Annotated in this window: 20 protein-coding genes; 6 read left to right on the top strand and 14 right to left on the bottom strand. The window is 58.4% G+C overall.

Features of this window, described 5'->3' with window-relative positions; translation table 11 throughout:
- Positions 1–100: 100 nt before the first annotated feature.
- The 6 genes from M8013_RS08180 to M8013_RS08155 all read right to left on the bottom strand — a co-directional run bounded on the left by M8013_RS08180 (position 101) and on the right by M8013_RS08155 (position 9,884).
- Entirely contained in the window at positions 101–367 is a 267-nt protein-coding gene (locus M8013_RS08180) for a biofilm development regulator YmgB/AriR family protein (RefSeq protein ID WP_418939530.1), read from the bottom strand.
- Positions 368–398: 31 nt separating this feature from the next.
- Complete coding sequence (locus tag M8013_RS08175; RefSeq protein WP_271267295.1) at positions 399–698, bottom strand: hypothetical protein; 300 nt, start codon at positions 696–698, stop codon at positions 399–401.
- Between the two features lie 134 nt (positions 699–832).
- On the bottom strand, positions 833–1,072 hold the full coding sequence (gene ycgZ, locus M8013_RS08170) for a regulatory protein YcgZ (protein WP_271267294.1): 240 nt from the start codon (positions 1,070–1,072) through the stop codon (positions 833–835).
- Between the two features lie 295 nt (positions 1,073–1,367).
- Complete coding sequence (locus tag M8013_RS08165; RefSeq protein WP_271267293.1) at positions 1,368–2,705, bottom strand: HlyD family type I secretion periplasmic adaptor subunit; 1,338 nt, start codon at positions 2,703–2,705, stop codon at positions 1,368–1,370.
- Positions 2,702–4,456 carry a type I secretion system permease/ATPase gene (locus M8013_RS08160; RefSeq protein ID WP_271267292.1) on the bottom strand — a complete coding sequence of 585 codons (1,755 nt, stop codon included), beginning with the start codon at positions 4,454–4,456 and terminating at the stop codon, positions 2,702–2,704. The genes M8013_RS08165 and M8013_RS08160 overlap by 4 nt, the downstream gene beginning before the upstream one ends.
- A 52-nt stretch (positions 4,457–4,508) precedes the next feature.
- Positions 4,509–9,884: a peroxidase family protein gene (locus M8013_RS08155; RefSeq protein WP_271267291.1), complete on the bottom strand. Its 5,376-nt coding sequence runs from the start codon at positions 9,882–9,884 to the stop codon at positions 4,509–4,511.
- Positions 9,885–10,964: 1,080 nt separating this feature from the next.
- Here M8013_RS08155 and nanR point away from each other — a divergent pair.
- From nanR to nanQ, 6 genes are all read left to right on the top strand, one after another.
- The gene (nanR, locus tag M8013_RS08150; protein ID WP_271267290.1) at positions 10,965–11,750 is read left to right on the top strand and encodes a transcriptional regulator NanR; all 786 of its coding nucleotides are present in this window, start codon (positions 10,965–10,967) and stop codon (positions 11,748–11,750) included.
- Positions 11,751–11,877: 127 nt separating this feature from the next.
- A complete protein-coding gene (gene nanA / locus M8013_RS08145) occupies positions 11,878–12,777 on the top strand; it encodes an N-acetylneuraminate lyase (RefSeq protein WP_271267289.1) in 900 nt (299 codons plus the stop codon).
- Between the two features lie 88 nt (positions 12,778–12,865).
- Complete coding sequence (locus M8013_RS08140; protein ID WP_271267288.1) at positions 12,866–14,356, top strand: MFS transporter; 1,491 nt, start codon at positions 12,866–12,868, stop codon at positions 14,354–14,356.
- An 8-nt stretch (positions 14,357–14,364) separates the two neighbouring features.
- Complete coding sequence (locus tag M8013_RS08135; RefSeq protein ID WP_271267287.1) at positions 14,365–15,054, top strand: N-acetylmannosamine-6-phosphate 2-epimerase; 690 nt, start codon at positions 14,365–14,367, stop codon at positions 15,052–15,054.
- A complete protein-coding gene (gene nanK / locus M8013_RS08130) occupies positions 15,051–15,926 on the top strand; it encodes an N-acetylmannosamine kinase (RefSeq protein ID WP_271267286.1) in 876 nt (291 codons plus the stop codon). Before M8013_RS08135 ends, nanK begins: the two co-directional genes overlap by 4 nt.
- Positions 15,923–16,393 carry an N-acetylneuraminate anomerase gene (nanQ, locus tag M8013_RS08125; RefSeq protein WP_271267285.1) on the top strand — a complete coding sequence of 157 codons (471 nt, stop codon included), beginning with the start codon at positions 15,923–15,925 and terminating at the stop codon, positions 16,391–16,393. The genes nanK and nanQ overlap by 4 nt, the downstream gene beginning before the upstream one ends.
- A gap of 82 nt (positions 16,394–16,475) precedes the next feature.
- Here the strand turns inward: nanQ and M8013_RS08120 are convergent, their stop codons facing one another.
- The 8 genes from M8013_RS08120 to M8013_RS08085 all read right to left on the bottom strand — a co-directional run bounded on the left by M8013_RS08120 (position 16,476) and on the right by M8013_RS08085 (position 24,693).
- Entirely contained in the window at positions 16,476–17,330 is an 855-nt protein-coding gene (locus tag M8013_RS08120; protein ID WP_271267284.1) for a PA4780 family RIO1-like protein kinase, read from the bottom strand.
- 91 nt (positions 17,331–17,421) lie between these two features.
- Entirely contained in the window at positions 17,422–18,189 is a 768-nt protein-coding gene (locus M8013_RS08115) for a heme ABC transporter ATP-binding protein (RefSeq protein WP_271267283.1), read from the bottom strand.
- Positions 18,186–19,178, bottom strand: coding sequence for a FecCD family ABC transporter permease (locus M8013_RS08110; protein WP_271267282.1), 993 nt, complete (start codon positions 19,176–19,178; stop codon positions 18,186–18,188). The genes M8013_RS08115 and M8013_RS08110 overlap by 4 nt, the downstream gene beginning before the upstream one ends.
- A 52-nt stretch (positions 19,179–19,230) precedes the next feature.
- A complete protein-coding gene (locus tag M8013_RS08105; RefSeq protein ID WP_271267281.1) occupies positions 19,231–19,854 on the bottom strand; it encodes an SDR family oxidoreductase in 624 nt (207 codons plus the stop codon).
- Positions 19,854–20,348 (bottom strand): heme utilization cystosolic carrier protein HutX, encoded by a 495-nt coding sequence (hutX, locus tag M8013_RS08100; protein WP_271267280.1) that lies wholly within the window; start codon positions 20,346–20,348, stop codon positions 19,854–19,856. Before hutX ends, M8013_RS08105 begins: the two co-directional genes overlap by 1 nt.
- 12 nt (positions 20,349–20,360) lie before the next feature.
- On the bottom strand, positions 20,361–21,701 hold the full coding sequence (hutW, locus tag M8013_RS08095) for a heme anaerobic degradation radical SAM methyltransferase ChuW/HutW (protein WP_271267423.1): 1,341 nt from the start codon (positions 21,699–21,701) through the stop codon (positions 20,361–20,363).
- Positions 21,702–21,721: 20 nt separating this feature from the next.
- Positions 21,722–22,546 carry a heme/hemin ABC transporter substrate-binding protein gene (locus M8013_RS08090; protein ID WP_271267422.1) on the bottom strand — a complete coding sequence of 275 codons (825 nt, stop codon included), beginning with the start codon at positions 22,544–22,546 and terminating at the stop codon, positions 21,722–21,724.
- Between the two features lie 2 nt (positions 22,547–22,548).
- Positions 22,549–24,693 carry a TonB-dependent receptor plug domain-containing protein gene (locus tag M8013_RS08085; protein WP_271267279.1) on the bottom strand — a complete coding sequence of 715 codons (2,145 nt, stop codon included), beginning with the start codon at positions 24,691–24,693 and terminating at the stop codon, positions 22,549–22,551.
- Between the last annotated feature and the right edge of the window lie 6 nt (positions 24,694–24,699).

Below are 24,699 nucleotides of genomic sequence, written 5' to 3'. Positions count from 1 at the left end.
CGGCAAGGGGGGTGTTATTGCAGGAGTTGTGGTGAGTTCACAGTTTTACTAAAAGGCCAGCTCGCGGGATGCTGGCCTTCTGTCTTTTTGCACATGACGATCACATATCGTCGCGGGTAAAGCCAACCACAATCTCCAGCGTGTTGCGGATGACATCTGCAGCCGCAGGATCGGTTGTCACTTCCAGCGCGTGTATCAACTGAAGAATAACTTCTTTATTCGACAGGTTATCGCCGCAGAGCAAAATACATCTGATGGCGGCGCCTAATACTGCCGCTTCATCAGATAAGGATGCGCCAGCGGTACGAAAATGTTTGGCCAGAGCCTGGTCTTGCAGTGCGTCAAATTTATAACTGTGCTGTGCGATGTCTTTGTTCATCTTATTCACCAGAATAAAGTTAATGTTTTTTATCAGCGCGGGGTTGGCTATTTTTAGTCATCAGGTGGTGCATATTATCAATGCTGTAGTTGCCCCTTGTCTCTGCAGGGTTATTGGCGCTCCCGGCGTTGCGTTGTTCAATTTCGGCCACTGCCGCAGCCAGCGCCGCCTGTCTTTCGGGGTCGCTTTCACCCATCGCCATGGCACGCAGTTTGCTAGCCAGCGCCTTAAAATTTATCGGCCCATTATTTTTTAAAATTAATAATACGGCTTCGCCAATAAGGTCATCTTTCAGTTTTTCATTTTTCGTTCTGTGCATAACTGTTCTCATACTGCTGACGGGAGTACATATTCACCGCAGCATATTATCAGTAACGTTTTACGCCAGCCGTCAGGTGCGATCCGGCGCGTAGCAAATACTGACTGATGGAAGCTATGGAAGTTCGATTGTCGTTATCGTTCAAAGAACAAACCAATTAATGCGTTGTAATGAGCAATCTCTTCCTCGTTTTCAGTCGATTCAACCCGGTGCAACAACTTAGTGCAAATGCTCAGCCGGCTCAGGCTACGCCCTTCCTTCAGAATTTCGCTCACAATCAATCCCAGCGTCTCCTGTTGGGTCGGCATGGTGGCTTTATTGAAGTAGGCCGTGATGGCCATGGCTGAACTCTGTTGCGAACCGTTACGTCGCATAGTGACTCCGGATGGGTAGGTTTAAATGATTGATACAAAAAATAGACGAAAAGGTTAAAGTTGTACATAGAACTTGTACAGATTCTTCCGAATCCGTAAAAAAAAGGTTTTAGTTGCTGAAATAACGAGCAGATTTCACGCTGGTAGAGCATTTCAGCACAATAATGTGTACAGGTTTACGGTATCGGAAGGGGGCGTCGTAGGTGACGGGCACGCTTTTCGGGTTTTGTAGGCCGGGCAAGCGCAGCGCCCCGGCATGTTTTTGCTGGCAGGGCGCTGCGGTGTAGCGACAGGATTAAATCTCTTTAAACGCCAGCTCCAGCCGGGCCAGCAGCGGTTTGAACAGGTAGCTCAGGAAAGTGCGTTCCCCGGTTTTGATGGTCACGCTGGCGGGCATCCCGGCTTTGATCTTGTAGTCCCCCAGCAGATGCACCCCTTCGGCGGAGACTTGTACTTCGGCCAGGTAGTACGGCTGCTGGGTGACTTTATCGGTTAAGCGGTCTGCCGACACCGTCAGCACCCGGGCGGGCACCGACGGGAGCAGGGCGTGGTTGAGTGCCGGGAACAGCACGTCGACCGTCAGCCCTGGAGCCAGCTTATCGATGGCCTGCACCGGGATTTTGGCATCGATTTGCAGCGGCTGCCCGGCGGCGACGATATCCATTAAATGCTCGCCCGGCTGAATGATCCCGCCGACGGTGCTGACTTTGACATCCAGCACGATCCCGTCGATAGGGGAGCGGATCACCGTGTTATCCAGTTCATGGCGGGTCGACATCAGCTCGTCCTCCAGCATCGCCACCTCTTTTTGCTTCAGGGTTAATTCTGACTCCACTTCACGCAGATACTGGTGCTGCACCTGATAGGCCTTGATCCGCAGTTCATTTTGCTGTGATTTGAGTCTGGCGATGTTGAGAATGTCCTCTGAAACGGTACTTGAGATTTCAGCCGCTTCGCGCTCCAGCACCATCAGCTGGGCTTTGGGGTAGTAGTTCTTCTCGGCAAGCGCCCGGATCGCCCCCAGCTCTCTGTTGATCAAGGTGAACTGATGCTCGCGGTAGCCTTTTATTTTATTCAGGTTGCCGGTCTGTTCGGTCAGGCCATCCAGCGACTCGTCGATCATCGAGATCTCATCCTGAATATTTTTGCGGCGCGTCTCGAACAGCCTGGTCTGCAGCTGCTGGCTTTCGTCCAGCCGCTTATTGCTGGCAAAATTTTTGCTCAGCGTGTCGCTAAAGGTGATGGTATCCGCGCCGTTGCGCTCTGCCAGCAGGCGGTCTTCGCTGGTTTTGGCGGAGATAAACTGCGCGCTCAACGCGCTGTAGCGCATATCGAGCTGCAGGGTGTCCAGGCGCATTAATACCTGGTTCTTTTTGACCACTTCACCCTCTTTCATAAAGATATCGGTGACCCGACCGCCGCTTAAATGCTGGATGGTTTTACGGTTGCTGGACACGGTGACGGTACCCTCGGCAACCACGCCGGCATCCAGCGGCGCTTTGACCGCCCACAGTAAGAACCCGCCAACGGCGATCACAATCACGATCGTGCCGCGAATCAACGGCGGCCAAATATTGATATCCACGCCGTCACCGTCTGGCATCGCAGGGCTGTTGTTATTCTTTTTCATCATAATGCCTCTCGTTGGGGTTGCTGGCTGTGGGCAGCGGGTGCATCGGCAGTGGTCGGCACGGATTTGAGCATGTTGGCCTGGCGCAGGTTGGCAAACACCTGTTCGCGCGGGCCGAACGCCTGGACGGCGCCTTCATTAATCAGCAGGACTTTGTTGACCACCCCCAGCAGAGTCGGGCGATGGGAAATCAGCACCACGGTTTGCCCCTGGGTACGCAGAGTGTTGATCGCCTTGATAAGGGCCATTTCGCCGATGTCGTCGAGGTTGGCATTCGGCTCATCGAGGACGATAAAGGCCGGGTTGTTGTACACCGCCCGCGCCAGGCCGATGCGCTGACGCTGGCCGCCGGAGAGCTGATAGCCCCCCATCCCGAGCGGGGTGTCGTAGCCCTGCGGCAGGCGCAGGATCATCTCGTGAACCCCGGCCAGATGCGCGGCGGCGACGATCAGTTCGCTGTCGGCGTGACCAAAACGGGAGATGTTCTGCGCGATGCTGCCGTCAAACAGCTCCACATCCTGCGGCAGATAGCCGATGGACGGGCCAAGCAGGACTTTATCCCACTGGCAAATATCCGCGCCGTCGATCCGCACTTTGCCGGACAGAGGATGCCAGACGCCGACCAGCAGTTTCGCCAGCGAGCTTTTACCCGAGGCGGACGGGCCGATGATCCCCAGCACTTCGCCCTGCTCGAGCTGGAAGGAGATATTGCGCAGCGTGGCGGCTTTCTGGCCCGGAGGGGCGGCGAAGATCCCTTCGACGCTGATGTTGCCTTTCGGGGTCGGCAGGGTCAGGACGTCCTGAGTGCCCGGATACTCCTGCAGCAGTTTGGTCAACTGGTGCCAGGCGCTGCGGAACTGGACGAACTGCTTCCAGCTGCCGATCACCTGTTCCACCGGGCTCAGTACCCGACCCAGAATAATGGAGGAGGCAATCATCAGCCCGGGGGTGATCTGCCCGGCGATAACCAGCAACGCGCCCGCACCCAGCGCCACGGACTGCAGCAGCACTCGCACAAAGCGGCTCAGGCTGCTGAGCACCGAGGTTTTATCCGCAATCTGGGTTTGCAGCACCATTACTTTGCTGTGCTGCTCCAGCCAGTGCTGCTTCAGGGTGCCGAGCATCCCCATCGCTTCGATGGTGTCGGCGTTCTGCAATTGCTTGTTCAGCCGGGTGGTGTTGTGCACGCTTAATTCATGCGCCTGCTGAATGGGGGATTTGGTGGCGAATTCCGTTATCAGGGTCAGGAAAAAGAGCACAATGATCCCCCCCAGCGATAAATACCCCAGCAGTGGATGCACCAGGAACGCAATCAGTAAATAGAATGGCGTCCAGGGAATATCGAGCAGGGCAAATAAGCTGTTGCCGGAAAGCACCTGGCGTATTTGTCCCAGTTCGTTCAGCGCCTGCGCCGGGTTATTATCCCCCGTTGCTGTTTTACGCTTAAAGGCGGCGCTGAAAACCAGTTGATTTAATTTCACATCCAGACGATTGCCGAGCCGCGTCATGACGCTGGCGCGGGCAAATTCAATCATCCCGATAACGACGTATATCCCGACGATCAGTAGCGTTAACATCAGCAGGGTGGTGGTGTTCTGGCTGGCCAGAACCCGGTCGTACACCTGCAACATATAGATTGCCGGCGCCAGCATAAGCAGATTTATCACGCTGCTAAAAAACAGCAGCATAATAAAAGCAGGCCTGGTTCCCTTTAGGGCTTTTTTCAGTTCTGTCGACTTATACTGGCGCGGCATGGTGTGCTCCTTATGACATCAATGAAGTTATGTGCTTATTCCCGACTTACCCTTAGCTCAGCAGGTGGAAATCATTAATCGTCACGGAGTTGGCTGCGGTCCCCGTTAAGATAATGACGTCGCCGCCGCTGAGGGTCAGGGTAGTGGTGTTGTTATTGCCGGTGATCGAGACGCTGCTGGCGAACGTTGCGGTGGTAATCCCCCGGGTTTGCAGGTCGATAAAGTCCTGGCCGCCCGTCGGGTTACTGTCGAAGTCGGTGATGGTGTCGCGCCCGAAACCGACCCCGAAGACGAAGTTGTCGCTGCCGTTGCCGCCGGTGAGGGTGTCATTCCCCGCGTCGCCGATCAGGATGTCATTCCCGGTCCCGCCGTTAAGGGTATCGACGCCAACCCCGCCCGCCAGGGTGTCATTCCCGGCGTCGCCCTGCAGGTTATCGTTGCCGGTTCCGCCTTCCAGATAGTCGTTGCCGAGGCCGCCGACCAGCTGGTCGTTACCGTCCATGCCGAACAGCTGGTCATTACCGATGCCGCCGGTGATGATGTTGTTCAGGGCGTTACCGGTGCCGATGAAGTTGCCCAGCCCGGTGTAGGTCAGGACTTCGACGTTGGCGGTCAGGTCGTAGCTGCTGAGGCTGGTGCGGATGGTGTCATTGCCGCCGTTGGCGTTCTCCACCACGATGTCGCCCACGTTGTCGACAACATAGATATCGTCGCCGGCACCGCCAAACATCGTATCGGCTCCCGCGCCGCCATCGAGGGTGTCGTTTCCGGCTTCGCCGTACAGCAGGTCGTTGCCGTTGCCGCCATTCACGGTGTCGTTGCCGTCATTGCCGTGCAGTTCATCGTTGCCGTCGCCGCCGTTCAGCGTGTCATTCCCCGTGCCGCCGAGCATGAAATCATCCCCGCCGAGGCCGGTCAGGGTGTCGTTGCCCGCCCCGCCGTCGAGGTAATCGCTGCCGGCGGTCCCGATAATCGCATTCCCGCCGTTATTGCCGACAATCAGATCCCCGACCGTCTGCGTGGCGGCGGAGGTCAGTACCACCGACGGGTTGCCTTCATCATCGGTGACGGTGACCACCACCCGCAGAGCGCGATCCACCACGCCCTGGGTTGGGGTGTAGGTCGCCGCCGTGGCTCCCGCGATGTTGACGAAGCCGAGCAGGGTGCTCATCTGCCACTGGAAGCGGAAGTTACCCCCCGTCAGGCCATCGGCATCGGCAATGCCCGACACCACTGCGGTCAGCGCCATGGTGCGGGTTGGCGTCTGGTCGCTGATGGTTGGCGCGCCGGTGGTCGGCTGATCGCGTGGCCCGACCGGGCTGGTAAAGGCCGAGACCAGCGATTCCGCATCGCCCATCCGGTCGGTAAAGCTGGCGGTGACCCGCAGCTGAGAGCCGGCCAGGTTATTCGGCACCCGGAACTCCACCCCGGTTGCCTGGTTGCGCCATTCGCCGCCGATCAGCGCCTGCCAGGTGTAGGTGATCGGCAGGTTGTTCGCGAGGCCGTTGCCATCCTGCAGGTTGGAGGTGCTGACGCGCAGCAGATCCCCGGCTGACGGTGCCTGGCTACTGATATTGACGTTGCCAGTGGCTTTTTGCGCCGTGACCCACAGCTGTGATTGATCGCCAAACTCCAGTTTTTCGATATTCAGCAGGCGGTCGATCCCGTCGTTGTTCGGCAGGGCGGCATCCGGTGTGGCGTGGTTGACCGTCAGGCTACCGTCGGCATTACGGCTGAACAGATAGTTGCTGCTGACATCCCGGTACAGCGCGATGTCCGTTTCGCCTTTGTTACCGTCGGTGAGGATCTCGCGCACAATGTGCAGCTGGCCGGGATTAATGACGCCATTCAGCATGTCGAATTTGATTTCGTTCATGCTGTCGACGCTCTTAATCGCCACGCCCTGCGCATCTCTGACTTCGATCCGCACGTTCAGCCAGGCATCGCCATCGATGATGTCATTGCCCGCTTTACCCATGATGCGGTCGCTGCCGCCGCCGCCGAGGAGAATGTCGGCCCCGTTGTCCGGGTTAAGCACCACACCATTGACTGCGCCGTTCATCAGGGTGCTGCCGACCACCTTATCCAGCCCGGCGATCCGCGCCACGCCTTCGAGGGTGAGGTTGTTGGACAGCGGCGTGCCCTGCACCGGCGCGGTGCCGAGCGGCTGATCGGTGCCGGTGAGCACGTCGTCAAATTTCCAGCCCGACAGACCTTCGACCAGGTCGAAGCGGTCGCGCAGGATAAACTCCTGCTGGTTGACGAAAATTGGAATGCCCAGGTCCGAATTGGCACCGGTGGTGTCGCCCTTGTGGATCGCCCAGTCGAAACCGGCCATCCCGTTGTTACGCTGGATGCCCGCCCCCTGGACCATAATGTCATCGCCCGCTTCGCCGTCGTAGTCGGTGTCGTTACCCTGACCGTTCAGGACGTCGTGGCCAATGATGGTGCTGTTGAAGAACAGTTCGGAGTTTTCGCCGGTCAGGGAGTCAAAGCCGTCGCCGCCTTCAATCCAGTCGTCGCCTTCGTTGCCTAACAGCGCGTCGGCACCGGAGCCGCCAAGGATAAAGTCGTTATCCAGCCCGCCAAACACTTCCTGGGCATCTTCGCCGACGACAATAAAGTCCTGGCCGCTGCCGCCGAAGCTCAGGTCGTTGCCGTTGCCGGAGAAGATGACGTCGTTCCCGGCATCGCCGTGCAGGAAGTCCGCCCCGCCCACCGGCGTACCGGTGTCGGTGATGATGTCGTCCCCGTCGCCGCCGTGCACGGTATCGGCTTCATCGCCGCCGTCGAGCCGGTCGTTACCGCCGTCGCCCCACAGACTGTCGATACCTTTGCCACCGATTAAGGTGTCGTTACCTTCCGAGCCGCCCAGCACCACGTGACCGTCGCCAGAGTATTTGAGATAAGCACCGTCGGCCTTGCCATCGCCGTCGACATCCGCCCCGGCGGCTTTGCGCACCACCAGCGGGGTGAGCAGATCCTTGAGCGTATTACCCCAGGTCGGATCGACTTCGGTCTGCACCCGGGTGTTCACTTCCAGGGTGTGGTCCGGGGTCATAAACAGTTTGGCGTGGACGTGAGAAGAACCGACCTCGCCCAGGTCGCTGTTACGCATCACCAGTGCGGCAAACGAGTTGGCCTCCAGCTGGTTGAGCATGTTCAGCCCCTGAGTGCGGCTCAGGTAGTAGAAGCGGTCCCCGTCCTGCAGCATCTCCATCTGGGTTTCAAAGACGAAGTTGAAGGTCGAGCCGAGCATCCCGCCGAACTCGTTTTTACGCTCCGCCAGCCCGCCAATCCAGAAGTCGACCATGTTCAGGCCAGTCTCTTTCGCCGCCCATGCGCCGGTGCTGTTGAAGAAGTCAAACGCATCGGCGCGGGTGGCGTCGTTGGCCGGACCAAACAGCAGGAATTCCACTGCCGCACGTTTACCGGCGATGGTGGTGGCATCGGTGATCAACTTATGCTGACCGTAGGCGGCCATAAAGTTGATGATCGAGGCGGTATTTTTCAGGTAATAGGCAAAATCCGACCAGCTGGTGTAGGGTTTGAGTTCACTGTTACCCGTGATTTCAAAGAACTGCGCGCGGGCTTCGTTGAGGGACGGCATAAAGGTTTCGCGGCCGCGGGCGATGTTAAGTGCGCCCAAATCCAGCGGCAGACCGACCAGGTTATTGCGCAGCGCCCCGGTAATAAACTCGTCAATTTCGTTACCGATCTGCCGGGTCATCCCGCGCACGATGGCGCCAATGGCCTGTTCGTTACTCATTGCGCCGTTGTTGTCGAAAGCCAGCGGGTTGAGGAACGCCTGAATCAGACCCAGGTCATCACTCAGCATGTCGCTGTCGGTACGGGCGACGGTTTCGGTCAGCATCGAGTGGCCGAAGCGGTACACCACGTGCGCGAACTCCGCGAAGATCGCCGGGTTGATGTCGGCGGTATTCGAGAACACAAACGGATCCACCGCCGGCTGCACGGCGCGGGCAAACTCTTCAAACACCAGGTGCTGGTATTCCATTTCGGTGGTAAAGCGGCCGGCCTGGAACAGGTATTCCCCGTTCCACACAAGAGTGCTGGTGTCAGCGGGGATCTCGGTGATCTGGTGATTCGGCATCAGCCACTGGTTGATCACCGCGACATCGTTTGACGCCAGCAGGGTGGTTTTATACTGCTCCACCAGCCGGTTATGTTCGTCGTGGAACACCGAGTGGACGGCGGTCAGGCCGATGTTCTCGTTGCCGCGACCGTCGCCGGTGATGAAGTGCCGGTCGAGCAGTTCGTTATCGTAGGTGCCTGCTTCCGTCGTGCCGTTGATGGCGCTATCGGCGTCGGGTGCCAGCACGTTGCTGCCGTCCGCGAGGGTAATAAATTTCGGCACGGCTGTGTGGGCGATGTCATCGAGGAAGGCATGACCGGTGCGCAGCGTGTCGGCTGGTAAGAAATCGCCGTTAGCTGAAACCAGGCCATGGGCGGTGACAATCTGCACTTTACCGTCGGCACTTAACATCAGGTTGCCGTAACGGTCGGTGGCCAGCAGCGGAACGTTGAAAATATCCGCATCGGTCAGCTTGATGCCGAGGAACTCCAGCGCATGGGCTTTGACCTCACCCCAGGTGGCGATCCCGTGCGCGCCGTCGAGCAGCAGGCCGGTGGGCTCGGGTTTGCCATCAATCATGCTGTATTCGCGCAGGAATATCTGATGCGACGGATGCGAGGTGTAGGTCTGGTTCTGATCGATCCACGGGGTGGTGGTGTTCACGGTATTGAGCGTGGGATCCACTTTGGCGCGGGTCAGGAGCATGAAGTTGGTCGGTGAACCGGGCACATACAGCGGGTCGTCAGGCAGTAACGGAATAAACACGATCCCGTTGCCTTCTTTCGGGATCAGATCCAGTCCGTGGTCAAAGAACTGGCCAAAGAAGGTCATCCAGCCGTTAAAGCCCGGGGACAGGCCCACGTCCGGCGACAGGTTGGGAATGTTCAGGCTGCCGTTGACACTGCCACCGCCGCCGGGGGCGTCCTTGAGATCGTTCGCCGCCTCTATCGCCGCCGGGTTATTGGTGCTTTGGTCCGAGATGATGTTACTGATCAAGCGCGGATCGGTGTCCGTCACCATGCTGTTCGGCCCGGAGGCGCTGAGGTATTTTGCCAGCTCAGGGTTGTTGCGAATGGCGTCCAGATCCAGCGGAACCAGTCTTGGCATGGTCTGGTCGGCAGAGCCGTATAGCTCCTGACCGGGTAGCAGGTTGTTCCAGGAGCCGTCTACGGTGCGGATACCGTAGGGGAGCAGCGGGTCACCCACGCCATCACGAAGCTTATCGCCATCGATTCCACCCTCGGCGGTGGTTGCCGATTCAGAGAGCTTGATCTGCTTCAGAATAAAGTCGAGGTCGTGGAGTGTGACAGTAAAATCATATTGTTCGGCCATGAGTCATTACCTTTTCTTGATTTGCTATCATCTTTCTTTTTGGTCGCCGAATGGGCGCCAGAAAAGAATGCACCGGGTCATGCTGAGTAAAAGGTCAGGTTATGCTTGCATTAATAGGCTCCCTGTTAAGTCATTAACGGCAATACCCTTTTGCCCGTTATATTTCGGGTTGTGGGACAGGAAATTGGGTAAGTTTATTTATCCCGTCATCAGGCGAGATAAATAAAATCACTAATCGACTCGGTGCTTTGAACGGCAGGGCGCCCTCAAAGCGGTAGGGTTATTGGTAATGACAATTGTTTAGCAATGCTTAATTTGTGTTTGGAATTGTTATCACATGTTACGGGTGGGCTATGAAGATAACTATGGAGGGTCTTTATCTTCCCACAATCATACTTTTTTATGAGCCAGAGATATATTTACGCATTACGTTAAAGCGCGGGTGAGAATAATGATTTTCGTGCTAATTAAAAACGCTGACAGGCTGATGTAAAACAACGGTTATGTTGTTCGTTAAATGTACAGGCCAGAGGTGGCGCAGGCTGTGGCCTGATGGCGCCAGGCGCGCATGACTGAGAAAAAAACCGTTCTGGCTGTCTTTTTTCTGTAACAAACCCGCTATGCTTAGCGGGATGTTCAATGTGTTAATAGGGTGGTGAGTGATTACGTTGGCGGTGGTATTTATTTTTGAAATTCTGTACGGATTAAAGCGCGTTGTACATTTATCGTTTTTTATTGCTTATTTTTCTGGAAGACATAGGTCGACCACATAGTTTTCTTTTTTTTAATTAAATCCTCACTTCAGAATGGGGTGAGATAAACATGTCGGGATTGAAGCGCGATAATTTTGAACGGTTGGTCAAAATAATGGCTGACGGTTTTTCTACGTCTGAAGCATAAACCTAATAGCGGGCATTTATTGGGTGTGAGATTAATTAATAAGATTACTGTGTTGTCCTGGCAGACTTTCATAAGTCACGGCAGGTTTGGCGAGGGCTTCTCATCAGACCATTGGTCTGTTGGTTTTAGCGGTTTTATGATAAAACACTCTTCATCTCAACTTATTAGCTTAAAGCGTTTATGACCCAGTCCAGCGAAAAACAGGCACAAACCCCTTCTGACACCATTGGGCGTGCGTTGCGCCGTCGTCCGCTGGCGCGCAAAAAATTGTCTGAGATGGTAGAAGAAGAGCTGGAGCAGATGATCCGTCGCCGTGAGTTTGCGGAGGGGGAGCAGCTTCCCTCTGAACGTGAGCTGATGGCGTTTTTCAATGTGGGTCGGCCATCGGTACGTGAAGCGCTGGCCGCGTTAAAACGTAAAGGCCTGGTGCAGATCCAAAACGGTGAGCGTGCCCGTATTTCACGCCCGTCTGCGGATACCATCATCAGTGAGCTCTCTGGCATGGCGAAAGATTTCCTTGCCCATCCGGGAGGGATTGCGCATTTCGAGCAATTACGCCTGTTCTTTGAATCGAGCCTGGTACGCCATGCCGCACAGCATGCGAGCGCGGCACAGATTGCGCTGCTTGAAAAAGCGCTGGAACTTAACAGCCAGTCTCTGGATGACAACGCGCTGTTTATCCGTTCTGACGTCGAATTTCACCGCGTACTGGCAGAAATCCCCAATAACCCTATTTTTATGGCCATCCACGTCGCGTTGATCGACTGGCTGATCGCCGCCCGTCCCGCGGTACCTGAAGAGGCATTGCGCGAGCACAATAACACCAGCTATCAACAGCATATTGGGATCTTCAACGCTATTCGTAGCCAGGATCCGGATGCGGCTGAACGTGCGTTGCAAGCCCACCTCAACAGTGTTTTCGCCACCTGGCACGCCTTCGATCAAAGCAAAAAGCGTCGCAAGTAACGCCCTCGATCATTTAGTGAACTGGAGCGCGTTCCGCGCATTTCGTCCGCGCTGATTTTTCCCTGTCTGGTATAACAGGTATAAAGGTCTACAGTCATAACATCATCACAACATTATCGAGGTCCATATGTCAGTTACGCTTAAAGGGGTTATGCCCGCACTGCTTACACCGTTCAACAGCCAGCAGCAGCTGGATACCAAAAGCCTGCGCCAGCTGGTGCAGTTCAATATTGCGCAGGGTATCGATGGCCTGTACGTGGGGGGATCAACCGGCGAAGCCTTCGTGCAGAACATCGCTCAACGCCAGGAAGTGCTTGAAATTGTTGCTGAAGAAGCAAAAGGGAAAATCACGCTGATTGCCCATGTGGGGACGGTCAGCACCCATGAAAGCCAGCAGTTGGCGAAAGCCGCCAGCCGCGCGGGCTACCACGCTGTCTCTGCCGTGACGCCGTTTTACTATCCCTTCAGTTTTGAAGAGCATTGCGATCACTATCGTGGAATTATTGATTCTGCGGATGGGTTGCCCATGGTGGTGTACAACATCCCGGCGCTGAGCGGGGTCAAGCTGTCTCTGGATCAGATCAACACGCTGGTGACCTTACCGGGCGTCGGCGCGCTGAAACAGACCTCCGGGGATCTGTATCAGATGGAGCAGATCCGCCGGGCGCACCCGGATCTGGTGCTGTACAACGGTTACGACGAGATCTTTGCCTCTGGCCTGCTGGCGGGCGCGGACGGCGGGATCGGCAGTACCTATAACATCATGGGCTGGCGTTACCAGGCGATCGTCAAAGCGCTGAAGGAAGGGGATAACGCCCGCGCGCAGGCAATCCAGGCGCAATGCAACACGGTGATTGATCAGCTGATCAAGGTCGGCGTGTTCCGTGGCCTGAAAACCGTGCTGCATTACATGGATGTCATTGATGTGCCGCTGTGCCGTAAACCTTTTGCACCGGTGGATGAGAAGTATCTGCCAGAACTGCGCACTTTAGCGCAGCAGCTCCAGCAAGAAAAAGACCAACACTAAAACAAAAAAAGATGCCGGGCCTGACCGGCATCACTGTACCTGTATCCTACAAAAACAGCGTATGGGTTTACCCATTGCGGAGACTGATATGAATACAATGACGCAAAATGTCCCGTGGTATCGTTGCCTTAACCGTCAGCAGTGGCGGGCATTTTCTGCCGCCTGGGTCGGTTATGTTCTGGATGGTTTCGATTTTGTCCTGATTGCCCTCGTATTAACCGATATCAAGACCGAATTTGGTCTGACAACCCTCCACGCCGCCAGTCTGATTTCTGCGGCCTTTATTTCCCGCTGGTTCGGCGGTCTGATCCTGGGCGCGATGGGCGATCGCTACGGTCGTCGTCTGGCGATGGTCAGCAGTATTGTGCTGTTTTCCGTGGGCACGCTGGCCTGTGGCCTGGCCCAGGGTTATACCACCATGTTTATTGCCCGGCTGGTGATCGGCATGGGGATGGCGGGTGAGTATGGTTCCAGTGCGACCTATGTCATTGAAAGCTGGCCGAAACACCTACGCAATAAAGCCAGCGGCTTTTTGATTTCGGGGTTCTCCGTTGGCGCGGTAGTGGCCGCGCAGGTGTATAGCCTGGTGGTCCCGGAGTGGGGCTGGCGGGCCCTGTTCTTCATTGGCATTCTGCCGATTATTTTTGCGCTCTGGCTGCGCAAAAACATTCCTGAAGCCGAAGACTGGAAAGAAAAGCATCAGGGCAACGCGCCGGTTAAAACGATGGTGGATATTCTGTATCGCGGCGAACATCGGGTCATCAATATCATCATGACCCTGGTGGCCGGTATTGCGCTGTGGTTCTGCTTCGCAGGACAGTTAAACAATGCGGCGATTGTGGCGGTGCTTGGCCTGCTGTGCGCCGGGATTTTTGTCAGCTTTGCGGTGCAGAGTAACGGTAAACGCTGGCCGACCGGCGTGACGCTGATGGTCGTCGTACTGTTTGCTTTCTTATACTCCTGGCCTATCCAGGCCCTGTTGCCCACGTATCTGAAAACGGATTTGGCTTACGATCCGGCCACCGTCGCGCAGGTGCTGTTCTTCAGTGGATTTGGTGCCGCAGCGGGCTGCTGCGTCGGCGGTTTCCTCGGCGACTGGATCGGCACGCGTAAAGCCTACGTGTATAGCCTGTTGGCCTCTCAACTGTTGATCATTCCGGTATTCGCGATTGGCGCAAGCAGCGTCTGGGTGCTGGGCCTGCTGCTGTTCTTCCAGCAGATGCTCGGTCAGGGGATCTCCGGGGTCCTGCCTAAACTGATCGGGGGCTATTTTGATACCGAGCAGCGTGCGGCCGGGCTCGGATTTACCTACAACGTCGGCGCATTAGGGGGCGCGTTAGCTCCGATACTGGGGGCATTTATTGCCCAGCGCCTCGATCTGGGCACCGCCCTGTGTTCCCTGTCGTTTAGCCTGACGTTTGTGGTCATCCTGCTGATTGGTTTTGATATGCCGTCCCGCGTTCAGCGCTGGCTGCACCCGGAAGCGCTGCGTACTCACGATGCCATCGACGGTAAACCTTTTAGCGGCGCCATGGCGGCGGCCAAAAGCGCACGCCAGCTGGTCAAAACGAAAATATAGGAGGGAATATGTCATTTCTTGATGCGTTGGATGCAAAAGTCAAAGCCCAGGGCGGGCTGATTGTCTCCTGTCAGCCAGTGCCACAAAGCCCGCTGGATAAACCCGACATTATTGCCGCAATGGCGCTGGCGGCAGAGCAGGCGGGGGCGGTGGCGCTGCGCATAGAAGGCGTTGAAAACGTGCGGGCGGTACGGGCCGTGGTGACAGTACCGATTATCGGCATTGTAAAACGCGACTTACCCGACACCCCGGTGCGTATTACGCCCTGGCTGGACGATGTCGATGCGCTGGCGCAGGCCGGTGCCAGCATTATTGCGTTTGATGGCACCCAGCGCCCGCGCCCGGTTGCGGTGGATGCTTTGCTGGCGCGTATCCGGCAACATCAGCTGATTGCGATGGCCGATTGCTCTACCCTGCAAGAGGGCCTGGCGTGCCACCAACAAGGTGCGCAGCTGATCGGCACCACGCTGTCGGGTTATACCTCTGCGGTCATACCGACTGAGCCGGACCTGGCGCTGGTCTCTTCGCTGAGTAACGCCGGTTGTCGGGTGGTCGCCGAAGGGCGTTACAACTCGCCGGAGCTGGCGGCGCAGGCCATCCAGCATGGCGCATGGACGGTGACGGTGGGCTCGGCGATCACCCGGCTGGAGCACATCTGTCAATGGTATCGGGATGCGATCCAGGGCGTTAACGCATGATTACCCTGGCCATTGATATCGGCGGCACCAAGCTTGCTGCGGCGCTGATAGACAGCAGGTTGCAAATCCTTGCCCGCAGAGAAATCCCGACGCCCGCCAGCCAAACAGCGGATGCGCTCCAGCATGCGCTGCGGGTGCTGGTGACGCCCCTGTATTCCGAGGCGCAGCACGTTGCCATCGCCTCGACCGGGATTATTCAGGATGGGGTATTAACCGCGATTAATCCGTCCAACCTCGGAGGGCTTTGCCATTTTCCCCTTGTGGAATACTTGTCTGCCCTGACCGGGCTACCCTGCGTGGCGTTGAATGATGCCCAGGCCGCGGCGCTGGCGGAGTATCAACAGGTGCACGCCACAATCCGCGATATGGTCTTTATCACCGTGTCGACCGGGGTGGGTGGGGGCGTCATTCAGAATGGCAAACTGGTCATCGGTTCGGGTGGCCTGAGCGGACACTGCGGCCACACCCTCGCGGATCCCAACGGGCCGCGCTGCGGCTGCGGGCGGATCGGCTGCGTGGAGGCCATCGCCTCCGGGCGGGGGATTGCTGCCGCCGCAGAGGGCGAGTTAGCGGGGCTGGATGCGAGGGCCATTTTTGCCCACGCCGCGCAGGGGCAATCCCAGGCGCTGGCGTTGGTGGACCGCTCAGCCCGGACGCTGGCGCGCTTAATTGCCGATCTGAAAGCCCTGACCGACTGTCAGCGGGTGGTAGTGGGCGGCAGCATTGGGCTCGCTGAAGGTTATCTTGCGCAGGTGCAGCAGTATCTGGCGCAGGAACCGGCGGTTTACCAGGTTGAACTTTTTTCTGCCAGCCACCGCAGCGATGCGGGTTTGCTGGGCGCGGCTTTATGGGCACAAGGAGCAATGCAATGATTGTGGGTCATCTCAACCCGCTGCCGGCTGCAGGGCTGTCAGCGGTATTTTGTCAGGCGATCGAGCAGGCGTTGCGTGAAGGGATCGCGGATAAAGAGCCGGGAAGCTACCCCCTTGAGGGAGAGACGCTGTTCGTCAACGTGATGCAGTTCGACACCCAGCGCGCAGAAGACAAACGTGCGGAGTTGCACCGCCGCTACATCGATATCCAGATTGTGCTGGAAGGTGAAGAGTTGATTTATTACGGCCTGACCGGCAGCGCGCGGGAGTGCGATGAATGGCACGAGCAGGAGGATTATCAGCTGTGTGAGCGCATCGAAAATCAACAGGCCCTGACGATGACACCCGGCATGTTTGCCATTTTTATGCCTGGCGAGCCGCATAAACCTGGTTGCTATTCTGCCCAGCCGGGGAGGCTAAAAAAGGCGGTGATTAAGTTGCTGGCAACGCGCGCTCTGCGGGAATAGCCCGGCGGCGCTTCGCTTGCACGGGCCTACAAACACCCAACATTTTTGTAGGCTGGGTAAGCGCAGCGCCACCCGACAGAAATTATTCGTCGTCGCGTTCTTTCGCCGCTCGCTGGCGTTCGTAATACTCATCTTCTGCGGTAATGATTTCATCCATCAATGAATCCATATCCACATCGTGAATTTCTTCGACAAACAACCCGGTGAGTGGGGTGTCTGGCGTTAACTTCCCGTCTTCGTACAGCATCCAGATCTCTTTCGCATAGCGCGTTTGCAGCAGCTGCGGGGCGAACTGGCCGTAATAGGCGGTGATGTTATTCACATCGCGTTCAAACATGGATTCCGCATGGTTGTTGGCGGCAGCATCCACCGCCTGCGGCAGGTCGATAATCACCGGCCCCTTGGCATCCAGCAGCACGTTAAACTCGGACAGATCGCCGTGCACAATACCGGCGCACAGCATGCGCACGATATTGCGGATCATCGCATCGAAGTCCGCCAGCGCGTTCTCTTCGCTCAGGGTGACGTCGCTCAGACGAGGGGCAACCGCGCCTTCGGCATCGGTGACCAGCTCCATCAGCAGCACGCCGTCCAGACACATATGGGGCTGAGGGACGCGCACGCCAGCGTTCGCCAGGCGGTATAACGCATCGACCTCGGCCGTGTGCCAGACCTCTTCCTGCTGTTTACGGCCGAACTTCGAGCCTTTTTGCATCGCGCGCGCATTACGCGTATTGCGGACTTTGCGCCCTTCCTGATACTGCACGGCCTGCTTGAAGCTGCGCTGTGACGCTTCCTTGTACACTTTGGCACACTGAATATTGTCACCGCACAACACGGTGTAAACGTCGGCTTCTTTGCCGCTTTTCAGGCGTTGAAGCACGGCGTCTATCAGGCCGTCATCGACCAGGGGTTGGAGTCTGTTTGGGATTTTCATGCGGCTTTTATACCTTATTTGCGCCCCTTTTCGTATCACTAACACGCAAATTTAATGCATCCCTTTTATTCCGTAAAGATGATGACAGGATTCATCGCTCCAGCATGATATAAGGCGCATTATCCGGCGCGCGCGCGACGCTGATATCCGCCTGATAAAGGTGCCTCAGCGCCGGTTCCGTCAGCACCGCCTGCGGCGTGCCATTATCCACCACCTGGCCCTGTTCCAGCAGGATGATACGGTCAGCGTAGCGCGCTGCCAGGTTGAGATCGTGCAGCACGCAGCAGACGTTAAACTGGCGCGTCTGTACCAGCTGGCGCAGCAGGCGGAAGAGGTGCTGCTGGTGGTGAATATCCAGCGCCGAAGTGGGTTCATCGAGAAATAACCATTTGGGCGACGGCTCGGGCTCCCACAGCTGGACCAGCAGCCGCGCCAGCTGCACGCGCTGCTGCTCGCCGCCGGAAAGGTGGCGATAGTCGCGTGAAGCCAGCTCGCTACAGCCGCACAGCGCCATAATGTGTTCGGTCTCATCGCGCGGGTTGCGGCTGCGATGGGGATGGCGACCCATCCGCACCACTTCCTGTACGCTGAACGGAAAAGCCATGTGGCAGTTCTGGCGCATCACCGCGCGCGTTTTGGCAAGCTCAGCGGTGGGCCATGCTGATAGCGGCCGCCCGAACAGGGTGCAGTGCCCGCTATCCGGCTGGAGATAGCCGGTCAGCTGGCGCAGCAGCGTTGATTTACCCGCCCCGTTCGGCCCGAGGATCGCCACAATTTCGCCGCCGGGCAGGGTCAGCGACACGTTGTGGGTCAGGCGACGTCCGTTGATGCTGAAGGTCAGGTTGTGGGCGTCAATCATAGTGCTCTCCGGGTACGCAGGATCAGCCATAAAAAGTAGGGGCCGCCAAGCAGGCTGGTTAACAGCCCGACCGGCATTTCGGCGGGTTGAACCAGCGTGCGCGCCAGGGTATCGGCCACCAGCAGCAGGCAGGCCCCGGCAAGCGTCGAGCAGGGTAGCAGCCAGCGGTGATCGGCCCCGAGGGTCATGCGGATTAGGTGGGGGATCACCAGGCCAATAAAGCCGATGACGCCGCTGACGGACACCGCCGCCCCCACCAGCAGCGAGCTGAGGAGCAGTAACTGCTGGCGTTTGCGTTTTACGTTAACGCCAAGATAGTGCGCCTCTTCGTCGCCCAGCTGCAGCAGGTTGAGGGTGGTAGCCAGCCAGCCGGTGAGCGCCATGCCGGGAACCGCAAACGAGGCGGCAACCAGCAGCGTTGGCCACTGGGCTTGCCCCAGGCTGCCCATCATCCACAGCGTCAGCTGGCGCAGCTGTTGTTCATCCCCGACGTAGCTCAATACGCCTATCGCCGCGCCGCACAGGGCATTGATGGCGATGCCCGCCAGCAGGAGCTGCATCATGCCGCCGTGGCTGTGGCGCAGGCTGATCAGGAAGATCACCGCGCACACCACCAGGCTCCCGGCGACGGCAAAGATCATCTGTTCGTACAGCAAAAACACCGCTGGCAGCGAGACGGGAAAGATAATCGCCACCCCCACCATCAGGGCTGAACCGCTGCTGACCCCGAGCAGGCCGGGGTCGGCCATCGGGTTACGAAACAGCCCCTGCATGATCACCCCTGCGGTCGCCAGCGCGCCGCCGACCAGCACTGCCAGCAGCACCCGTGGCAGACGGATGTTGAGCCAGATATCGCGATACTGCGCGTCCTGCAGGGAAGCGAGCGTGATGTTAAGCGCACCCTGACTGGCGCCCACCAGCACGAGGGTGGCCAGCATCAGCAGCAGGCCGATAAAAACGCTGAAGGAAGAGAGGGAATCCTTGAACACGCGTGTCTCCATACCGAGGGTTGCGGCGCTGTCAGCAAGCGCCGCGCGGGGATCAGGCCGGTTTGATTTCAGGCTCAACCAGGCTGTAGACCTGCCGGTTGAGCGCCGTAGCGCGGGCTAACGCCTGAACATGCGCGGCCACGTCGGCGCGCTGCACAAAACCATGCACTTCCTGCTGCTGGAGGAGCCGGGCGTTGCCGGTGGCCTCGCTGCTGAGTAACCCGCCGGGGCGCACAATGGCGTAGTCCAGGCTGCTGGTTTGCAGCCAGCTTTCTGCCAGCGATTTCTCTCGGACCGCCTGGCCAAACGCCGCTTTCGCCCGCGCCGAGAGGAACGGCCAGCTGTCGCCGCAGCCCAGCGAGGTAACAAGGATCATGCGGCCGATAGCGGCTTTCTCTGCTTCATCAATAAGGGTGCGGTGGGCCAGATAATCGTGCGCGCCGCCCATGGTTGATATCACCGTGGCTGCGGGGCCTGCGGCGTGGCAGGCCTGCGCCACGCACTGCGCGTCGCAGGCATCACCGGTGAAGACCGTCACGCCCCGAGCCGCCAGGCGCGCGGCGGCGTCCGGGTTACGCACCACGGCGAACAGCGGACGGTTTTCGGCCAGCGCCAGTTCAAGGGTGAGGGCACCGACGCCCTTGCCGCCCGCGCCAAAAATCAGCCACGGGTTCATCAGGCGTCCCCTTTCAGGGCGGCGGCCAGGGTGCGGAAGGCATCAACCTGATCGGCCAGGAGCTGACGGTGATCGTCACGCCCGAGGAAGATTTTAAACATTGCGCTGCCGGCGGCGTTAAAGAACAGGATCGAGGCAGTGTCCATCGCCATAAACTTGCGCTCCACCAGCGCGATATGGGTGCAGTTTGCCGCTTTGATGTGCCCGGTCATGCCTTTTTTACCGCGCAGGTTGAAGTAGCCGTGGCGGTGAAAACCGGATGGCAGTTCGCCAGAAAATTCCAGAATCACGTCGGCGGTGTGGACCAGCGTGGTGACGTTGCCCCATTCGCAGACGGTGTCCCAGACGATATCAAATTTGTCGCCCGCCACCAGCGTGTGGGTTGGCACATGCTTAACCACCTCCAGCAGCGTGGTGTTGTACTGCCCGGCGATCGCTTCGAGGGTGCCATCCGGCTCGGTTTTTAAAAAATCCTGCAAAGAAACGTGGCTCATCATTCACTCCAGTTACGGGGTTTCTACCGCAATGCGCGGCGCGTTAAGCTCCTGAATCAGATCATCAAGAGACTGTAAAATGTTGCTGGCCCAGAAGCGGCCTTCGTTGGTCAGACGCAGGCAGGTGGAGTCATCCTGGGTTAATCCCGCCTGATGCCACTGGGCCAGCAGCGGGGCGAGTTTTGCCGCGTGCGGCGTGAGCGTATCCAGCGGGACGCGGGCGGTTTCGACCCCGGCCTGCAGAACGTGACGCCACCGAAAGCCCTGGTCGGCGGTACGCATCATCATCATCAGCGGTTTTTGCCCGGCGGCGATCGCCTCATGCCAGCTGTTCAGGTTGCGATCCACCATCCACGAATAGCCGTTAACGGAACCGCCCGCGCCGGAACCCAGCGCCAGACAGTCGGCGCCCTGTTTAATCAGTAAATTGTAGAGGTTGCGCTCGCGGGTGGTGCGCGCCCAGTGGCTGTTGCTGATGCAGCGCCAGCCTGCCTTGTCCATAAAATCGCAGCCCTGCAGATACAGATCCCGACGCTCTGCGGGCTGCGGCACGGCGGTGCGGCCGTTTTCGACGGCTTTGCCGAGCGGCGTATTCGGCAGCAGGTTAAGGGCGTACAGATCGACCCCGTCCATCCCGATATCGCGCGCGATTGCCAGATCCGCGCCCCAGAGGGTGGCGTCCTGACCCGGCAGGCCAAACAGCAGATCGCAGACGACGGCGGCGCGGTCACGGCGCACCAGCCTTTCCATAAAGGCGATCGCGGTGGGGCCATCGGAGGTGCGGGCCATCTTTTTACGGATTTTGCTGTTAAACGACTGAATGCCGATCGAGAAGCGGTTGGCCCCGGCATCGAGGCAGGCGTCGATACGCGCATCGTCAAAATTCAGCACCCGGCCTTCGATGGTGATTTCGCAGTCCGGTGCCAGCGGCAGACGCTCGCGCAGGGCGGTAATAATGCGCGCCAGATCGCGTGCGGAGAGCGCCGACGGCGTACCGCCGCCGAAGTACACCGCGTGGATGGGCGCGGACTGGTGCAGCACGCTATCGGCTTCCATCGCAATCTCGCGCAGCAGGGCGTTGGTGTAGCGTGCGCAGTGATCCTCTTCATAGCGATTCTGGTAAAAACCGCAGAAGGTGCAGTGGGTCGCGCAGAACGGAATATGCAAATACAGCAGCCGCTTGCGCGGCGGCGTGGCGTGGCTGAGCACGTCCTGCCAGGTGTCTGCCAGCTGGTCTTTGGCAATCGGGATCGCCCCGCGCCAGGGCATGGTGGCCCGGCGATCCTTGAAGGGCTGGCCGCCCTCCAGCGCAAAGTGACGGGTTAAATCCAGGTCGTGTGGGGGAGTCGGTATCACGAGAATGTCAGCATCCTTTAGTCTGGCCACAGCTGGCGGTGCAAGGTTTCAACGGCATCAGCGACGCGCGGCCCCATGCCGAGGATCAGCGCCTGATCGAGGGTGACGATGCGCTTGTTTTTCCACGCGTCGGTGTGGGTGATCCCGGCGATGGTGCTCAGGCGATTGAGATCGCCATTGACCATTTGCGAGGTGACGATAATCACCTCCGGGTTGGCGGCAATCAGCGCTTCCGCGCTATAGCTGCGGTACTGCGGGTGGTGGGCAACATTCTGTGCGCCCGCGAGGGTCATGATGGCATCAGCCACGCTGCCTTGCCCCGCCACCTGCGGCGCATTGCCGCCTGGGCTTAGGATAAACAGCGCTTTTACCGGCGTCGGTTTACGGGCGTTACGTTGCGCCACCTCATCCAGACGCTGGCGAAGGGTGTTCACCAGGGCGTTGCCTTGCGCCTCGGCGTTCAGGCTTTTGGCGAGGGTATGGATGTTGGCGTACATCTGATCCACGGTTGCCGGGACGCGCGGCAGGGTGAGCACGTCCACCTTCTGGGCACGAAGCTGATCCAACACCAGCGCAGGTCCGGCGTCCTGCCAGGTGATAAAGCTGTCCGGGCGCAGGGATAAAATGCCTTCGCTGCTGAGCTGCTTCCAGTAGCCGAGATGCGGCAGGGCGTGGGTTTCCGGCGGCCAGGAGGTGGTTTCATCCACTCCCACCACGCGTTCGCCTGCGCCCATCGCATAAATCAGTTCGGTAATCGAGCCGCCCGCAACCACGATGCGCTCCGCCGCCTGCGCGCTGAACGCGCAGGCCAGGGCCAGTAATCCGATGGCGAGTTTTTTCATCATCAGAAGTTCCAGGCAAAGCCGACCGCGGCGTTGAGACCGGCGGCAGGAATGGATTCATGCGCCGTGCGGTAGCGTTTGTCGGTCAGGTTGTTGAGGGCCAGATTGACCTGATACTGGTCATTGGCACCGAATTCGGTATTGACCGCCAGGTTCAGCGTCGCCCAGCCGGGGGTGCGGATCTCTTTGCTTCCGGTGTCGTCTTTCGCGCTGGAGGCGGCGCGGATATAGACGTCGGAAGTGACGTTAGCGACGTTTAGCATCAGGGTGTGTTTGACCCCGACGCGACCGGTGGCAGAGGGTTCGCCGGTGTTGGTGGTTTTCAGCGTTGGGCCTTCGTACTGGCGGCGGATCAGGTTGCCGCTGAGGTACGGTGAGACCGCCCAGCCGTTATATTCCGCGCTGAGTTCCATGCCCCAGGTTTTGGCCCGGTCGATGTTGTTGTAATAGTAGTAACCGCCACGTGAGGAGGTGGTGTTGCCGTTGCACTGCGCCTGGCCGGTGCAGGCGAGGCTGGCGATATAGTCCTTCGCTTCTGAATAGTAGACCGCACCGTCCACCATCCACAGGTTGCCGTTATAACGTGCGCCCAGCTCGTAGTTGTTGGAGTGCTCGGCCTGCAGATCCGGGTTTCCGTAGGTGGTGCCGCCGCCCGCCGCGGTTTGCATAAACAGCTGGCTGAGGGTCGGGAAGACGTAGCCCTGGGCAAAGGCGGCGCGCAGCTCAACGTTGTCAAAACCGGCGTAGCGCAGGCTGGTGGAGGTGACCAGCTCGTTATCATGGGCGGACTGCTCTGGCAGCGAGGTGTCGGTAGTGATCCCGCGCGATGTCGACTGCGCATCGCCGCGCGTCAGCTTCGACGACAGCCAGTACTGGCGTGCGCCGACCGTCCAGGTCCAGTTGTCAGCAAAACCCCAGTCATTCTGCGCGAACAGCGAGGTGTTGCTCTGTTCGGACTCGTTATAAGCGTTGGTTCGGGTCTCGGTGTTGACGATCCCGGTCAGCGATTTTTGGCTGGTGAAGCCGTCGGAGGTCTGAGAGACCTTGTCCCGCTTGTACTGCGTGCCCAGCACCAGCGCGTTGTTGGCGGGCAGGGTGAAGTTGCTCTGTAACGTCACGCCCTGGGTGTACTGCTTGTCGTGGGTGTTTGTCTGGTTACGCACCGTGAGCGAGCGGATAGGGAACGGGATCGGCTGCGTGGTCGCGACCTGGTTTTCGAATTGACGATCAATGGTTTGCTCGTAGGCATCGAGATGGATTTTTTTCAGGTAATCCCCGTCCACGTCGATATCGTAGAACAGGCCGACCTTCTCGCGGGTCAGGTTCGGGATCCTGACGCTAAAGGCATCGTACTGGCTGTCGGGGTCGTCAAAGTAGGTTTGTGTCGCCAGCTCGTAGCGATCCAGCGACAGTCCTATGTGCTGATTACCGAAGTTGTAGCCCAGCCAGAGGCCCTGACCGTTGTTGCGAAAATGAGTGTTCGGCAGACGACCGTCCGGCGTGTCGCGATCCCCTTGATCCGAGTAGCTGCCGTTAATCCGATAATCAAACTGACCGACGCTGCCCCACGCGGCGGCCGACTCTTCCCAGCCTGCGGTGGCGGAGTTGTAGACCGCTTTGACCGTTCCGGCGATCGGCTTAACGCCGCTTTTTTTGGTGATAAAGTTCACCACCCCACCGATGGCCTGCGAACCGTACAGCACCGAGTAGGGGCCTTTCACCACTTCGATGCGCTCGAGCGAGGATTCATCGATCAGCAATCCGCCGCCGTAGTTCTGCCCGGCGCGCTGGTAGGTGACTTCCTGGCCGTCGATCAGGATCAGCACGCGCGAGGAGGCTTCGCCACGAATGCGTATCTGCTTGCGTCCGGCCAGCGCGTTGTCGGTGACCTCCACGCCGGGAATATCCTGCAGATCGTCGGCAATCGAGGTGCTGGTGGAGTTTTTTAACGTCTGCTGATCGATCACCTGAATGGTCGCCGGACTCTCCCAGAGGCTGCTTTCGGAACGGTTCGCCGTCACGACAAGCATGTCTTCTTTGCTGGTTTTATTCTGTGCTGTGGAAGCCGGAGCGGCTGAAACGGCACCTGCAATAAATAACGGCAGGGCGGAGAGTACAAACGACCCTCGGGTAATGGTGTGCAGCATCGGTAA

The organism is Silvania confinis (assembly GCF_025564085.1).
Lineage (GTDB): Bacteria > Pseudomonadota > Gammaproteobacteria > Enterobacterales > Enterobacteriaceae > Enterobacter > Enterobacter confinis.
Note: the sequence above shows the minus strand (reverse complement) of the source record. Positions and strands in the feature narration are given on the sequence as shown.